At 51.6% G+C, this 14,301-nt stretch carries 15 protein-coding genes; 14 read left to right on the top strand and 1 reads right to left on the bottom strand.

Annotated features, from left to right (window positions below):
- Nucleotides 1-160 precede the first annotated feature (160 nt).
- The 3 genes from ACTRXH_RS07385 to ACTRXH_RS07395 all read left to right on the top strand — a co-directional run bounded on the left by ACTRXH_RS07385 (nt 161) and on the right by ACTRXH_RS07395 (nt 2,823).
- The gene (locus tag ACTRXH_RS07385) at nt 161-1,420 is read left to right on the top strand and encodes a tetratricopeptide repeat protein (RefSeq protein ID WP_474262129.1); all 1,260 of its coding nucleotides are present in this window, start codon (nt 161-163) and stop codon (nt 1,418-1,420) included.
- Nucleotides 1,421-1,471: 51 nt separating this feature from the next.
- On the top strand, nt 1,472-2,074 hold the full coding sequence (locus tag ACTRXH_RS07390; RefSeq protein WP_474281429.1) for a DUF1405 domain-containing protein: 603 nt from the start codon (nt 1,472-1,474) through the stop codon (nt 2,072-2,074).
- Between the two features lie 71 nt (nt 2,075-2,145).
- Nucleotides 2,146-2,823 carry a zinc metallopeptidase gene (locus ACTRXH_RS07395; RefSeq protein WP_322525130.1) on the top strand — a complete coding sequence of 226 codons (678 nt, stop codon included), beginning with the start codon at nt 2,146-2,148 and terminating at the stop codon, nt 2,821-2,823.
- A 76-nt stretch (nt 2,824-2,899) separates the two neighbouring features.
- Here the strand turns inward: ACTRXH_RS07395 and ACTRXH_RS07400 are convergent, their stop codons facing one another.
- Nucleotides 2,900-3,769, bottom strand: coding sequence for a YitT family protein (locus ACTRXH_RS07400; protein WP_474281431.1), 870 nt, complete (start codon nt 3,767-3,769; stop codon nt 2,900-2,902).
- A gap of 127 nt (nt 3,770-3,896) precedes the next feature.
- Here ACTRXH_RS07400 and ACTRXH_RS07405 point away from each other — a divergent pair, with 127 nt between their 5' ends.
- Genes ACTRXH_RS07405 through ACTRXH_RS07455 form a run of 11 tightly spaced genes read left to right on the top strand, consistent with a single transcriptional unit; the run spans nt 3,897 to nt 14,264 of the window.
- The gene (locus tag ACTRXH_RS07405; protein WP_462866500.1) at nt 3,897-4,238 is read left to right on the top strand and encodes a nucleotide pyrophosphohydrolase; all 342 of its coding nucleotides are present in this window, start codon (nt 3,897-3,899) and stop codon (nt 4,236-4,238) included.
- The gene (gene dapB, locus ACTRXH_RS07410; RefSeq protein WP_474281433.1) at nt 4,235-5,038 is read left to right on the top strand and encodes a 4-hydroxy-tetrahydrodipicolinate reductase; all 804 of its coding nucleotides are present in this window, start codon (nt 4,235-4,237) and stop codon (nt 5,036-5,038) included. The genes ACTRXH_RS07405 and dapB overlap by 4 nt, the downstream gene beginning before the upstream one ends.
- A 12-nt stretch (nt 5,039-5,050) precedes the next feature.
- On the top strand, nt 5,051-5,458 hold the full coding sequence (gene mgsA / locus ACTRXH_RS07415) for a methylglyoxal synthase (RefSeq protein ID WP_322525126.1): 408 nt from the start codon (nt 5,051-5,053) through the stop codon (nt 5,456-5,458).
- A gap of 1 nt (nt 5,459) precedes the next feature.
- Entirely contained in the window at nt 5,460-6,170 is a 711-nt protein-coding gene (bshB1, locus tag ACTRXH_RS07420) for a bacillithiol biosynthesis deacetylase BshB1 (protein ID WP_474262124.1), read from the top strand.
- A gap of 2 nt (nt 6,171-6,172) precedes the next feature.
- On the top strand, nt 6,173-7,300 hold the full coding sequence (bshA, locus tag ACTRXH_RS07425) for an N-acetyl-alpha-D-glucosaminyl L-malate synthase BshA (RefSeq protein WP_474278936.1): 1,128 nt from the start codon (nt 6,173-6,175) through the stop codon (nt 7,298-7,300).
- Nucleotides 7,300-8,457: a tRNA nucleotidyltransferase/poly(A) polymerase-related protein gene (locus tag ACTRXH_RS07430; RefSeq protein ID WP_474278934.1), complete on the top strand. Its 1,158-nt coding sequence runs from the start codon at nt 7,300-7,302 to the stop codon at nt 8,455-8,457. Before bshA ends, ACTRXH_RS07430 begins: the two co-directional genes overlap by 1 nt.
- Nucleotides 8,450-9,433 (top strand): biotin--[acetyl-CoA-carboxylase] ligase, encoded by a 984-nt coding sequence (locus ACTRXH_RS07435; RefSeq protein WP_474281435.1) that lies wholly within the window; start codon nt 8,450-8,452, stop codon nt 9,431-9,433. The genes ACTRXH_RS07430 and ACTRXH_RS07435 overlap by 8 nt, the downstream gene beginning before the upstream one ends.
- Nucleotides 9,434-9,454: 21 nt before the next feature.
- A complete protein-coding gene (dinG, locus tag ACTRXH_RS07440) occupies nt 9,455-12,259 on the top strand; it encodes an ATP-dependent DNA helicase DinG (RefSeq protein ID WP_474281437.1) in 2,805 nt (934 codons plus the stop codon).
- A gap of 14 nt (nt 12,260-12,273) precedes the next feature.
- A complete protein-coding gene (locus tag ACTRXH_RS07445) occupies nt 12,274-13,581 on the top strand; it encodes an amidohydrolase (protein WP_474281439.1) in 1,308 nt (435 codons plus the stop codon).
- A gap of 21 nt (nt 13,582-13,602) precedes the next feature.
- Nucleotides 13,603-13,776 (top strand): YpmA family protein, encoded by a 174-nt coding sequence (locus ACTRXH_RS07450; RefSeq protein WP_022792243.1) that lies wholly within the window; start codon nt 13,603-13,605, stop codon nt 13,774-13,776.
- A gap of 11 nt (nt 13,777-13,787) precedes the next feature.
- The gene (locus ACTRXH_RS07455; protein WP_474262117.1) at nt 13,788-14,264 is read left to right on the top strand and encodes a PepSY domain-containing protein; all 477 of its coding nucleotides are present in this window, start codon (nt 13,788-13,790) and stop codon (nt 14,262-14,264) included.
- Nucleotides 14,265-14,301 lie beyond the last annotated feature (37 nt).

Here is a 14,301-nt window from a genome sequence, read left to right on the forward strand (position 1 = left end):
TGGCGGCACACCTGATGAGTAGACATCAGGTGTTTTTTTTGTTTTTGTAAACGTTATCATAATGGGCGAGGGGAGGTTTTCTGTTCGTCACAGCGGGCAATGTTTGCTATAATTACACAGTGCTAAACGAGATTTACCTGGAAGAAAGGTTGTTGACGGCGTGAATTTAGAAACGATCCTCGAAACGATAAGAAACGGCGATACGGAAAAAGGGCTCGAAGAGATGGAGAAATACAGCCACTCTGCGAACGATCAGGAAAAATACGATATAGTGGAAATGTATCAGGAGCTGGGCCGCTCAGATAAGGCCCAGCCGCTGATTGAAGACCTGCTCGGACGCTATCCCGATGAGGGGGCACTGCTGACGACAGCAGCCGAGAATGCGATTGATATGGACGATGAAGATGAAGCGATTGAATGGCTGCTCGAGGTGAAGGAGTCAGACGAAGAATATCTGCGGGCGCAGCTGCTGCTAGCTGATTTGTACCAGATGCAGGGGCTCGATGAAGTAGCGGAGCAAAAGCTGCTCGATGCCCTGAAGCTGAGTCCTGAAGAGCCGGTGCTGCTTGCCGCCGTTGGAGATTACTATTTATCCCGGGGGGACTACGCTAAAAGCATTCCTTATTTGAAGCAGGCTGAAGGCGCCGGGTTTAAGTTTCCGGATGGCAGCCTGAGCCTTCGTCTCGCTGAAGCATACAGCGTGACCGGTTCGTTTGAGGATGCGCTGAGTTACTACGAGGCTGGACTGAAAGAACATACTGAGCTTCACGCTCTGTTTGGATACGGCTATACGGCGCTTCAGGTCAGCGATTATCAGCTGGCTGCAGAGAAATTCGAAGAGCTCCGCAACATGGATAAAGATTTTGTGGCACTCTATCCATATCTCGTGCGAAGCTACGAAGGGCTCGAAGACCATGAAAAAGCTCTGGAAGCAGCAAAGGCTGGCATTAAAGAAGATGAATACAATGAAAATTTATATACTGAGGCCGGAAAGCTGTATATGGCGCTTGGCAATGAAGAAGAAGGAGAAAAACATCTCAAGGAGGCACTTGCTTTAAATCCGGCACATCTTGAAGCAGCGAATGCGCTTCTCAGCATGTGGATGGAGCAGGAAGAGCCGGAGGCGATGATTGACCTGATTGATCATTTATACGAAATGGGAGAGCCGGATGTGCGTTTTCAGTGGTATTATGCCCGCGCTAAAAACCTCCAGGACGAACCCGCCGAAGCGAAAGAAAAATATGAAGAAGTGTACAGCGTATATCAGGAAAACGAAGTATTCCTTGAAGAGTACGGTCGTCTGCTGCTTGAACTCGGCTACCGGGAGAATGCGCTGAAGCACCTGGAGCAGGCTTCAGCCCTGCAGCCGGACAATACAGAGCTTCAGCTTTTGCTTGAAGACCTTCGCATGAGTGAATAAAGACACGAATCTGGTGTCTTTTCCTACATATTGAACGAGGCGGATGATATCGTGAAACAGCTACTTGGATGGTTTGGAACACCTTACGTGTTAATCCCTCTTTTTATCATTAACGCGCTCGGCACTATCTACGGCTACATTTGGTACGGTCAGCAGCTGCAGCAGACGCCGGCTGTGTTTCTGCCCTTCGTCCCGGACAGTCCGACGGCAAGCCTGGTTTTTACGATCGTTCTCGGGCTGTACATTATCGGCAGGAGGAGCGGACTGGCGGAAGCATTCGCTTTTATAACGCTTGTAAAGTACGGGCTTTGGGCGGTAGGGATGAACGTGTTTTCCGGCGTGGCCGGAGAGACACTCAGCTGGCAGCACTACATGCTTATTGCCTCTCACGCCGGCATGGCACTGCAGGCTTTTTTGTATCTGCCTTACTACCGGGTGAAGCTTTGGCATATAGGAGCAGCAGCGGTATGGACATTACATAATGATGTGATTGACTACGTTTTTGGAATGTATCCCTGGGTCTCAGCGTCGCTTGAGCCGTATATTTCCCTGATAGGCTACGGGACGTTCTGGCTGAGTATTATTTCTGCGGGGGTTCTGCTCTGGTGGAGACTCAGACCCGGCCGGACAGAGCTTCGGCTCATGGAGGAATAGAGCGGAATCTTTGACATTATACCCCCGTCTGCATACAATATAAGTATATATAAATGGAGGGATGAGAAAAAATGGGAATGCTTCTGTTATATTTAGCAGCGCTTATCCTCATTCCGCTTTGGGCACAGTCCAAAGTGAAAAAAGCATACAAAAAATATTCGAATGTAAGCAATTCGTCCGGGATGACAGGTGCCTCTGTGGCAAAGAAAATCCTGGAGGAAAACGGCATCTATAACGTACGCGTAGAGCCAACTAAAGGAAAATTAACGGATCATTATGATCCATCGAAAAAAGTCGTCCGCTTGTCGGAGGATAACTATTACAATTCGACAGTAGCGGCGCAGGCGATCGCTTCCCACGAGGTGGGGCACGCGATTCAGGATGCGGAAAACTATGCGTTTTTACGATTCCGTTCCTCACTGGCTCCAGTGGCTTCGACTGGCTCCAACCTTTCCTTCTTTTTAATCCTTGCCGGTATTTTACTGCAGTCGACCGGCATGTTTTTGGCCGGCATCGTGTTTTTCTCGGCCGCTGTTCTGTTCCAGGTTGTCACCCTTCCGGTGGAATTCAATGCGAGCAGCCGCGCGATGAATCAGATCGTTGCAACTGGTATTATCAGCAACAATGAAGAGCGAGAAACGAAAAAAGTGCTCGATGCTGCTGCATTAACGTACGTTGCAGCCGCTCTGGTAGCCGTGCTGGAACTGGGTCGTTTTATCGCCATGTTTCTCATGACGAGCGAAGAATAGTAAAAAACACCTGCCCGATGACCGGTGCAGGTGTTTTTATGTGTGAAAGCTGATAAAAATGCGGCACTAAGATACCTTATTGCAGTGGTTTTTTGTTTTCATCGAGAGTGAATCCCTCACCGATAACATCCTGGACATCGTTAACCGTAACAAAGGCGTGGGGGTCCACCCGTTCAACAAGGTGCTTCAGACGCATCAGCTCGTTTTTGCCAACGACGCAGTAGAGAATCTCTTTTTCCTGACGGGTGAAGCTGCCCTTACCGTTTAGTATAGTCGCTCCGCGGTTCATCTCCTGTAGAATGGCGTCAGCTACTTCCGGAGCCTGGTCGGAAATGATCATAGCGGCTTTTCCGGAGTACGCCCCCTGCTGAATGAAGTCAATGACGCGGGCAGCCACGAACACAAACACGAGTGTGTACATCGCTTCCCGGTAGTCTAAATACAGGAGGGAAGCGGTTATTACAACAGCATCAAACATAAACAGCGAGCGTCCCATTGTCCAGCCGAATACGTTACTCGCAAGCTTGGCGATAATGTCAGCTCCTCCGGTGGTGCCGCCGTACCGGAAAACAATGCCGAGGCCGGAGCCGACAAAAACGCCGGCGAACAGGGCAACAAGAACAAGATCATCCTGGAGCGGCAGATGGAGAAGCTCAACCTCCTGGAACAGCCATAAAAACAAGCTGACTGCCGCCGTGCTTATTAACGTATAGACGAAGACGTGCCGGCCGAGCAGGCGCCAGCCCAGAATCAGGACGGGAATGTTCAGCACGAGGTTGCTGAAGGCAGGATTGATATTGAATAAATTATAAAGAATTAGGGTAATACCAGTAAAGCCGCCATCCGCTAGCTGGTTTTGCATGTTAAAATAGACAAGTCCAAAACTCATAATAGCAGAGCCGAGCACGACAAAAAAGATATTGCGTGTATGTATCCAAATGTTCACGATGGTTCCTCCTCTCCGGCCGGAAAGCTTGTATCAACCGTTACATTATAGTAAAGCCTGGGGCAGGAGGCAATCTATGTTTGTCAAACCGAATGGATTTTTATACGATTGAAAGGAGGACGCCGGAATGGCCGGGGAACCAATGACGATGAAAGAAATGCAGGAGAAAGTGGATGCCTTCATCGGCCAGTTTGAAGAAGGTTATTTCAGTCCGCTCGCCATGCTTGCAAGAATGACCGAAGAAACGGGAGAGCTTGCCAGAGAAATTAATCACTATTACGGTGAAAAGCCGAAGAAAGAAAGCGAAGAGCATAAATCACTGGAAAAGGAAATGGGTGATCTGCTGTTTGTGCTCATCTGCTTTGCCAATTCGCTTGATATTGATTTGGATGAAGCGTTTCGTATCGTAATGGAAAAGTTTGAAACAAGAGACCAGGATAGATGGACGAAAAAGGAGAATGACAAATGACTGAATCAATCCGCGTTATCGTTGCCGGACCGAGAGGAAACATGGGTAAGGAAGCTGTACATATGATTGAAGCAGCGGAGCACCTGCAGCTCGCCGCTGTGGTGGACCATAAATACGAAGGCTCGCTGTTGTCGGAAATCGAAGGCATGCCAAAATCCGGGGCCCGCGTCTATACGGACGTTGACCAGTGCCTCGGCGAAGTCGAAGCAGAAGTGTTTGTAGATCTGACCACGCCGGAAATTGGAAAGATACATACAGAGAAAGCACTCGACTACGGTCTTGCACCGGTCGTTGGTACTACCGGCTTTACCGATGAAGACCTCGAGCGCCTGCGTCAGAAAGCAAAAGAGCAGCAGCGGGGAGTGCTTATTGTACCAAACTTTGCTATCGGCGCTGTTCTGATGATGAAAATGTCGCAAATGGCTGCAGCCTACTTCCCGGATGTTGAAATTACTGAATTGCACCATGACCGAAAGCTTGACGCCCCGTCCGGCACCGCAGTGAAAACAGCAAAGCTGATTCAGGAAAACCGCACCAAAAAAACGCAGGGGCACCCGGAGGAAAAAGAAACGATGCCGGGGGCGCGCGGAGCAGAGCTCGACGGCATGAGGATTCACAGTACGCGCCTTCCGGGCCTCGTGGCACATCAGCAGGTAATGTTTGGCGGCGAAGGCCAGACGCTTACGATCCGGCACGATTCGATCAACCGGGCGTCATTTATGCCAGGGGTCAAATTTGCGATTGAGCAGGTAGTCACGATGAAGGAACTCGTGTACGGCCTCGAAAACATTCTGGAGTAAAGGGGAACTTTTATGAATATCGCACTGATTGCCCATGATAAGAAAAAAGACGATCTGATCCGGTTTGCCGAAGCGTATAGGCATATCCTCGAGCGTCACACCCTTTCAGCAACAGGAACGACCGGGGGGAGACTGAATGAAGAGGTCGGCCTGAACGTCAAACAGTACCAGTCCGGGCCGCTGGGCGGCGATCAGCAGATTGGGGCAAAGATTGCAGAACAGCAGGTGGATTTGGTGCTTTTTTTCCGGGACCCATTGACCGCGCAGCCGCATGAGCCTGATATCACTGCGCTTATGAGGCTCGCCGACGTGCACGGGGTGCCGCTTGCAACGAATATGGCCGCAGCTGAAGTGCTGATTAAAGGCCTTGAACACGGATTGTTTGCCTTCCGGGATATTTTAAAGGAGTCCACAGATTAATATGACACATAAACGAACATTGTTAACCGTCGGGGCCCACCCTGATGATATCGAAATCGGAATGGGCGGGACGGTAGCGCTGCACAGTAAAACCGACAATGTCTATATGCTTTCCCTGACAGAGGGAGATCTTTCCTCCAACGGTACCGTGGAAACCAGACAGCAGGAAGCAGAGCAGGCAGCAGAGATCCTCGGTGCAGGACGGCTCCAGCTTACCTGGAGGGACCGTATGCTTACTGCAGTAACCCAGGAAGAGTACACCCAGCTTGTGCAGCTGATCCGCCGCATCCAGCCTGACACGATTTTTGCCCCGTACTACATCGACCGGCATCCGGATCACGGTGATGCCGGAAGTATTGTTAAGCGGGCCGTCTTTGATGCCGGGGTCAAGCTGTACCCTGGTGTGGACGAAAATGCCCACAAAGTGCCAAACATGTACTACTATATGATCAACGGCTACCACCGGCCTTCCTTTTATGTGGACATCACCCCGGCCGCCGGCGATAAAGAAGCGGCATTAAAGGCGTATAAAAGCCAGTTTAACCCAGGGGAAGAGGCCGTAAGCACACCGCTTACAGACGGGTACCTCGAAACAATAAAGGCAAGAGATCGACTATTCGGCAAAGAAACGGGAGTGACTTACGCGGAAGGGTTTATCGCCGAAACTCCGATGCTTTTTCAACAGGTGCCCAAAAGACAAGGAAGTGACTAAGCGTGAAAATTGGAATAACGTGCTACCCGACGGTGGGAGGATCGGGAGTGATCGCGACTGAGCTCGGCAAGCTGCTTGCTGAGCGGGGCCATGAAATTCATTTCATCACCTCGGCGATCCCTTATCGTTTAACCGAAACCTCACCGAATATTTATTACCATGAAGTCTCAGTAAACCAATACGAAGTATTCCAGTACCCGCCGTACTCATTAACACTTGCAAGCAAAATGGCGGAAGTTGTCAACCGGGAGGAGCTCGATGTCCTGCATGTGCATTACGCCGTGCCTCACGCTGTCTGTGCGATTTTAGCGAGGGACATGACCGATCATCCTGTAAAAGTAGTAACAACGCTTCACGGCACAGATATCACTGTGCTTGGCCATGACTCCTCGCTTCGTGATATTATCCGCTACGCCATTCAGCGCTCGGATGAAGTGACAGCAGTATCAGACGCTCTGGTGGAGCAGACCAGGCAGATGCTTGAAGTCGACCGCGATATTCATACGATTTACAATTTCGTGGACGAACGGGTGTATGGGCCGAAAGTCGACAAAAAGGATTTAAAAAAAGCATACAACATCGACGAAGACGAAAAGGTGCTTCTGCACGTCTCCAATTTCCGGCCGGTGAAACGGGTCGTAGACGTCGTGCGGACATTTGCTGCAGTGCAGGCAGAGGTTTCCTGTAAGCTGGTCATGCTTGGGGATGGACCGGACCGGGAAAAGGCTTGGGCGGAGGCGAAAAGGCTCGGCGTCGATCAGGACGTGCTGTTTTTAGGCAACCAGCGGGAGGTAGCCGACTATTTGCACGTTGCCGATCTGATGCTGCTGCTTTCGGAAAAAGAAAGCTTCGGCCTGGCTGCGCTTGAAGCGATGGCCTGCGGTGTGCCGGTCATTGGTACAGATGTCGGAGGTATTCCTGAGGTGGTCTTTCATAATGAAACCGGCTATGTTGTCCCGCTTGGAGCAGTGGAACTGGCTGCCCAGCAGGCGGTCGGGCTACTGACGGATCCGGATAGAATGAAAAGGTTTAAACAGCGCTCGCTCGACGTGGTGGAAGAATATTTCTCCTCCGCCCGCATCGTAGCCCAGTACGAAGAAGTATACCGACGGACCGTGGAGGGCAAGTAATGAACGAGCAGCAGACGTGGCAAGAGGCGCTGCTTGTTATTAAGAGGTTACAGCAAAACGGCATTACTGCCTATATTGTAGGCGGAGCTGTACGCGACCGCCTGATGAAACGGGCGCCGAGCGATATAGATATAGCAGCGGCTGCGACCGTTGAAGAGCTTTCGTTTGTTTTTCCGAACGCTGTGAAGCCGTCGGAAAAATTCGGGACGCTTCTTGTGAAGAGCGGAAATAGTATCGTGGAAGTGACTCCGTTCCGGGAAGGGGCGGAAACAATCGAAGAGGATCTGCAGCAGCGGGATTTCACATGCAACGCGATGGCAGCAGATACAGACGGCAAGGTGATCGACCCGTTTAACGGGAAGAAGGATATCCAGAGGCAGGTGCTTCGCACCCCGGCCTCAGCTGAACGCGCCTTTTCCGACGACCCGCTCCGGGTGATACGGGCGTTCCGTTTTAGGGCGGTTCTCGGTTTTTCACTGGATCTGGAAGCTGAGCGGGCAGCGGAGGCAGCTGCAGCAGGGCTTGCGTATACCGCCGTGGAACGAATACGCGATGAAATAACCAAGCTGCTTGAAGGGCAGAAACGGCTGAGCGCCCTCGAAGGCATGCGAGAGCTGCGTTTGTTTTCACATTTTCCGGAACCGGTTCGGACGGCCTCTCCATTTTTTCACCACTCCACGCTTGTACAGTTTCCAGCGGGCACGAAAGCTTCATGGGCGGCTCTGCTGTATGCCCTGTACGGTCAAAAAAGTCTGGATATGCTGAATGGATGGCGGTTTTCCAATCAGGTACGGAAGCAGTGCCGCTGGCTGCTGGAACGAGTTGATGTCCGGGCTTCTCCCGATACGTGGCTGCAGTGGCTGTATTATTTTGGTCCAACGCAGGTGGCAGATCTGGAGAAGCTCAAAAAGTGGAAAAATTTTACTTACCAGGGGCTTTCCTGCACAGAATGGAGAAAGAAATGGGAAGCTCTTCCGATTCATTCCAGGCAGGATCTCGCCCTTCCGCCGAAGTCAATCGCCTCGATGCCGGGTTATAAGGACACGGCGAGAATCGGAAAGACGATCGCCTTTTTAGAGCAGGCAGTCGTGAATGAAAAGGTAGAAAATAGTGAACAAAAGCTGTTAGCCTATTTGGAGGAAATGAACGATGAATAAAAATCGATTGCTGCAGCTGTTGATGGCCCACCGGGACCGTCCGGTATCCGGTCAGGAAATCAGCGATGAACTGCAGGTGTCCCGTACCGCTGTGTGGAAGCAGATCGAAGAGCTGCGGAAAAATGGATATGAAATTGAAGCGGCATCCCGGCGCGGTTACCGGCTGGTGCGTTTTCCCGACCGGGTTGGTACAGAAGAAATTATGCTTCATCTTACAACTGAACGTCTCGGCCGTACGATTATTTATAACGATACTGTCACCTCCACCCAGGAAATTGTGAGGGAGCAGGCTGAAAAAGGAGCCGGGGAAGGACTTATTGCCGTCGCGAATGAACAGGTGCAGGGACGGGGGAGGCTTGGACGCACGTGGCAGAGTAGTCCGGAACAGGGCATCTGGATGAGTCTTCTGCTCCGCCCGCAGGTGCCTCCCCGCTACGCTCCGCAGCTCACGCTGCTGTCGGCGGTAGCTCTTGCCGAGGCGCTTGATAGCTATCTTCCGGCTCCGACTGCGATTAAATGGCCGAACGATATCCGCATTCATAAAAAGAAGCTGGCAGGTATACTGACGGAGATGCAGGCAGACATGGATGAGGTACAGACAGTAATTGTCGGCATGGGTATTAATATAAACCAGGCGGACGAGGATTTTACCGGAGAGCTTGCGGATAAAGCCGCTTCCATCCGACAGTATGCAGGAGTCCGGCAGAGTCGTCCGCAGATTATTGCATCTATCTTAAAAAGCTATGAGTCCTGGTATAATGAATACTTAACGAATGGATTCGGTGCAGTCAAAGCTGCCTGGTCCCAAAAAACAGATACGCTGGGGAGCTTTATTCAGGTGGAAACGTCCCGCCAGACAGTGGAGGGCACAGCTCTTCGTATAACCGAAGAGGGGGCCCTGGAGGTGCAAAAAACAGATGGAAGCATACAGACGGTGCACAGCGGCGAAATTCTGGACGTTCCCCCGCCGGAATAGCGGAAGAAAGGAGGCAGGCAGATGGGACAAAAATATGTAGTCATAGATGTAGAAACAACCGGCACTTCTCCAAGAAAAGGAGCAAAAATTATTGAAATCGGCGCAGTGCTTATGGAGGACGAAGAAGTGCTCGACACTCTTTCCACCTTTATTCAGCCGCATATGCCGATCCCTCCTTTTATCCAGCAGTTTACCGGTATTCGGGAGCAGGACGTAGAGCAGGCCCCGGAGTTTTATGAGGTGGCTCCCACGTTAACCGCCTGGCTTGAGAACGCTGCCTTTGTCGGTCATAATGTGCAGTTTGATCTGGCATTTATCAATGCAGGCATGCAGGAAGCCGGGTTTCCGCTGTTTCAGGGACCAGTCGTGGACACAGTAGAGTGTGCGAGACTTGCTTATCCGGAAGCGCCGGGCTTTCGGCTTTCCCAGATCACATCGTGGCTGGATCTTGACCACGACCGTCCGCACCGGGCGGACAGCGATGCCCTCGTCACTGCAGAGCTTTGGATATCCATCCGTAAAAGGCTAGCCTTGCTTCCAAAGGACGTGCTTCACCGCCTGGACCGGCTGGCTGCCTTCTTGCACAGTGACCTTCACCAGTATATTGAGCGCTGTATTGCAAAGGCCCCGCAGCAGCTGCCGTATGATTTAGAGGAAAACCACGGCATTGTGTTCCGCAAAGAGCTTCCGGCAGAAAAGCCGGAGCAGAGAAACGTATCACTGCAGGAGACCCTGAGCGGAAGTCATGCTAAAAGCCGGGGATGGGATCGTTTTGAAGAGCGTCCGGGGCAGCTGGAGATGGCAGAAATGGTCTATGCCTCGTTTGAGGAACGCTCCCACGCTGTTATAGAAGCGGGCACCGGTCTTGGGAAAACGCTCGCCTATCTGCTTCCAGCCGTAAAATATCACCGTACATACAATCAAAAAATATTAATTTCCACGCAGACACTCACGCTGCAGGAGCAGCTGATGAATGAAGATCTCCCACTGCTTGAGCGGCTGATCGACGACCAGGTTTCTGTGGCTGTTTTAAAAGGCCGCGGCAACTACATTTCTTTGCAGCGACTTGAAAAATGGCTGCAGCACCGCCAGTTTTCGCTCGAAGAAGCACTCGGCCTCGGCCAGGTGTTAATATGGCTGACACAAACCCGGCACGGGGATCTTGATGAAATTAATATGGCCGGCGGCCGCAGAAATGCTCTCTGGGAAAGCCTCCGCCAGAATCATTATCAGGATGAGCACGCGCAAAGAGGGTGGGAGGCGTACTGTTTTTATGCACGTGCCCGCCGTAAAGCCGAATATGCCGATATCGTCGTCACCAATCATGCGATGCTTTTGAGCGATATGTACCAGGGTAAAAATTTATTTTCATCCTATCCATACGTGGTCATTGATGAAGCGCATCACCTGCCGGAAACGGCGGGGAAATATGCAGGCAGATCCGTTCACTACACAAAAGCAAACCGGCTGCTCCGCAGGTTCGGCCTGGATACAAAACAGAGCGTCGTGCGCCCGCTCATCTGGTTTGGGGAAGAAGCCGGCATCGTTTTTGAGCCGGGCTGGTACCACGAACGCGAGGACAATCATGCGGTGCTGATGTATGAATGCGACGAGCTCTTTCGTCTGCTCACACGCTGGTGCCGCACGGCTTCCGGGCGGCGGCGTTCGGAAGTGGGCCGGTACAGCCAGCGCTTCACACCCGGCGGGGAATCCGGCCCCGTGTGGGAGCAGGTGGAAGAAGCCGGACGCCGTTTCCTTACGCTTCTGGAACAGGAATTTAAGGCGTGGGAAACGTTCGAACAAGCATGGGAAACGCAGCCTTCTTCCAAAAACTTTGTAAATGAACTTGCCGAACTAAACTCTTACCTGGGGCAGCTGGACAGCCTGGGGGACAATCTGTTCCACCTGCTGTTTGAACGGGAACCCGAACATGTTTACTGGGTGGAAGCAGAGCAGAGCGGCGCCAAAAATGCTGCGTACATTTACGCCCGTCCGGTGGAGGTAGCCTCGGAGCTGAGTGAACAGCTGTTCATGAAAAAAGCAAGCGTCGTGCTTACCTCCGGCTCTCTTGCGGTCAACGGTTCATTTGAATACATGAAATCAAAAATGGGGCTGGATGATTTTCTGCCGCACACAAGCCTGATTGCTTCCCCTTATCATTATGCTTCCCAGACGCAGCTGCTCGTTCCAAAAGACATTTCCGGGGTGAATGATAAACATGCTGATTTTGCGCAGGAAGCGGCCGAATATATTTTTCACGCTGTCAACATTACGGAAGGAAAAACGATGGTTCTGTTTACTTCCTTTAACATGCTTAAACAGGTGTATCACCAGCTGAAAGAATGGACCGAGGAATCGACGCTGAGCGTCATCGGACAGGGGATTACGAGCGGCACCCACGCCAAGCTGACCAAGCTGTTTCAGCAGCAGGACAATGCACTTTTGCTTGGAACCAATGCGTTCTGGGAGGGTGTCGACATCCCCGGGGAAAAGCTGCAGCACGTGATCATTGTGCGTCTGCCTTTCTCTCCGCCCACGGATCCTGTTTATGAAGCTGTGTCGGACAAAATGCAGCGTCAGGGGAAACGATCGTTTTACGCAGAAGCGCTGCCGCACGCTGTACTCCGATTCAAGCAGGGCTTTGGCCGGCTGATCCGTCATTCCGAGGACCGGGGCGTGGTAACAGTACTTGATAAGCGGATTATGGAGGCTTCCTACGGCTCGTCGTTTATTGACTCGATTCCCCGGACGAATACGTATTATGAACCGATGGATGCGGTGCTGGACCGTATCGCTGACTTTTTTGAAGAAGCAAAAAAACGTTAAAAAGGAGTACGGATATGGAACACTTTGTAATCGAGCACGTTTACCCAATCCCGAATGCACGGGGCGTTCAGGCAGTCGAGAGCTATATTGAAGTCAAGGACGGTAAAATCGTTCAAGTAGAGCCTGGAAACTATCCGGAGAAAGAGAACGGCGCCGATATTCTGGATGGACGGGGGAAGTGGCTCAGCCCTGGTCTTTATAACACCCATGGCCATACACCGATGACAATGATGCGCGGCGTTTCGGACGATGTAGTGCTCCAGGAATGGCTGAACAACCACGTCTGGCCGCGGGAGCGCCTGTTCAGCAACGAAACAGCGAAGGCTGGTACAGGTCTCGCTATTGCGGAAATGATCCGCACCGGAACAACCGGGTTTCTTGATATGTATCATATGGGCATGCAGAATACGTATGAGCTCGTGAAAAGCTCCGGCATTAAATCCATGATTTCCAAGGGCATGATGAGTATTGGCACTCCGGAGGAGCAGAGCGAAAAGCTGGAAGCAGCAGCCCGCGACTTAAAGGAATGGGAGCAGGATACAAGCGGCCGGGTTACGGGCATGCTTTTCCCACACGCCCCGTATACGTGCACCCCGGAGTTTTTGGAAAAAATTGTCGACGCCGGTCACCAATACGACCTGCCGCTTGGCATTCACCTTGAGGAAACGGCCAAAGAAGTGGCTGATTACCGGCGCGACTACGGGATGACCCCGGCTAAAAAGCTAAAAGAAATCGGATTTTACACACGTCCGGCGATGCTTACGCATGTCGTGCATGCGACCGATGAAGATCTTGACGATATGAGCGTACCAGAAGTGACCATCTCCTATAATCCGATGAGCAACGCCAAGCTTGGATCGGGCATCGCCCGCATTCCCGAAATGCAAAAGCGTGGTCTGCGGATTACGATCGGTACGGACAGCGCTGTGTCAAACAACAACCTCGATATGTTTGAGGAGCTTCGCCTGGGCGCTTTGATGCAGAAGGTCGCCTTTCAGGATCCGAGTTCGATTGAAACGGAAGCGGTCTGGAAGATGGCAACCGAAAATGGAGCCGCTTCGATGGGATTTAGCGACAGCGGCAGGCTGGAACCAGGAGCCGCGGCGGACTTTATTCTGATTGACAGTGAATCATTTGCGCTTCAGCCATACGATAATATTTTATCGCATCTGGTGTACGCAGCTTCCGGCCGGGACGTGACGGACAGCTTTGTGAACGGCAGGCAGCTGATGAAAGACGGCGAACTTCTGACGCTCGATGAAGAAAAAATTAACGCCGAGGCCAACCGCCATTACCGCAAATTAAATGAAGCGTACTTATAGTACGCCGGGTGAGGTGAAACGATGGGAAACGAACAGCTTGAAGTCGTCGCGTCGGTTAAAATCGAAGCGTCGTCAGATCTGTATAAAATTGTTGATACACTGAATCGCACGTTAAAGCAGGAGGAATTAATGTTCGGCCTTTCTCTTGATAAGGAAAACGAGGAGCAGATGGTGTTTACCATTTACCGCACATAGGGGGATATGTCGTGAAAAACTGGATCACGCTTGCGGCTTTTTTAATTGTCTTTCTGGTTGTTCTGGGGCTTGTGACCGGTTACTTTCAGGCCCGTGCGCCTCTTGCTGACGACAGGGAACGGGCAGAAGCACTGGCGCTTGAAGAAAACAACGTCGCCGAAGTACAGAATACGTTTATATATAACGGCAAACAGCCGGTGAAAACAGCGCGCGTCGAAACCAACGACGGCAGCAGGGACTGGCTGTTTTACCACGACGGGGAACTGCTCGAACGCCTGGCGGCGGCTGATACGCTGAGTATTCAGGAGGCTGAGGAGCGTATAGCGGAACAAGAGGGAATTGACGCCGTGCGAACAGTGACCCCCGGCTACGAAGACAACCGTCCAATATATGAAGGCAAATACCGGACAGAAAACCAGCAGCATTATGTGTACATTGATATGGAAACAGGAGAATTTGTGAAAAGCTTCAGCCTGGACCGCCCTTAAGCGGCGTAAACCACGCTTGAACTCCTTTTCGCTTTTC

Source organism: Marinococcus sp. LNHM5E3-2.1 (assembly GCF_056034365.1).

Bases quoted from the DNA above. Each gene is read 5' to 3' on its own strand.
- ACTRXH_RS07395 (WP_322525130.1), top strand. From the start codon at position 2,146: ATGGGAATGCTTCTGTTATATTTAGCAGCGCTTATCCTCATTCCGCTT.
- ACTRXH_RS07405 (WP_462866500.1), top strand. From the start codon at position 3,897: ATGGCCGGGGAACCAATGACGATGAAAGAAATGCAGGAGAAAGTGGAT.
- dapB (WP_474281433.1), top strand. From the start codon at position 4,235: ATGACTGAATCAATCCGCGTTATCGTTGCCGGACCGAGAGGAAACATG.
- mgsA (WP_322525126.1), top strand. From the start codon at position 5,051: ATGAATATCGCACTGATTGCCCATGATAAGAAAAAAGACGATCTGATC.
- bshB1 (WP_474262124.1), top strand. From the start codon at position 5,460: ATGACACATAAACGAACATTGTTAACCGTCGGGGCCCACCCTGATGAT.
- ACTRXH_RS07430 (WP_474278934.1), top strand. From the start codon at position 7,300: ATGAACGAGCAGCAGACGTGGCAAGAGGCGCTGCTTGTTATTAAGAGG.
- ACTRXH_RS07435 (WP_474281435.1), top strand. From the start codon at position 8,450: ATGAATAAAAATCGATTGCTGCAGCTGTTGATGGCCCACCGGGACCGT.
- dinG (WP_474281437.1), top strand. From the start codon at position 9,455: ATGGGACAAAAATATGTAGTCATAGATGTAGAAACAACCGGCACTTCT.
- ACTRXH_RS07445 (WP_474281439.1), top strand. From the start codon at position 12,274: ATGGAACACTTTGTAATCGAGCACGTTTACCCAATCCCGAATGCACGG.
- ACTRXH_RS07450 (WP_022792243.1), top strand. From the start codon at position 13,603: ATGGGAAACGAACAGCTTGAAGTCGTCGCGTCGGTTAAAATCGAAGCG.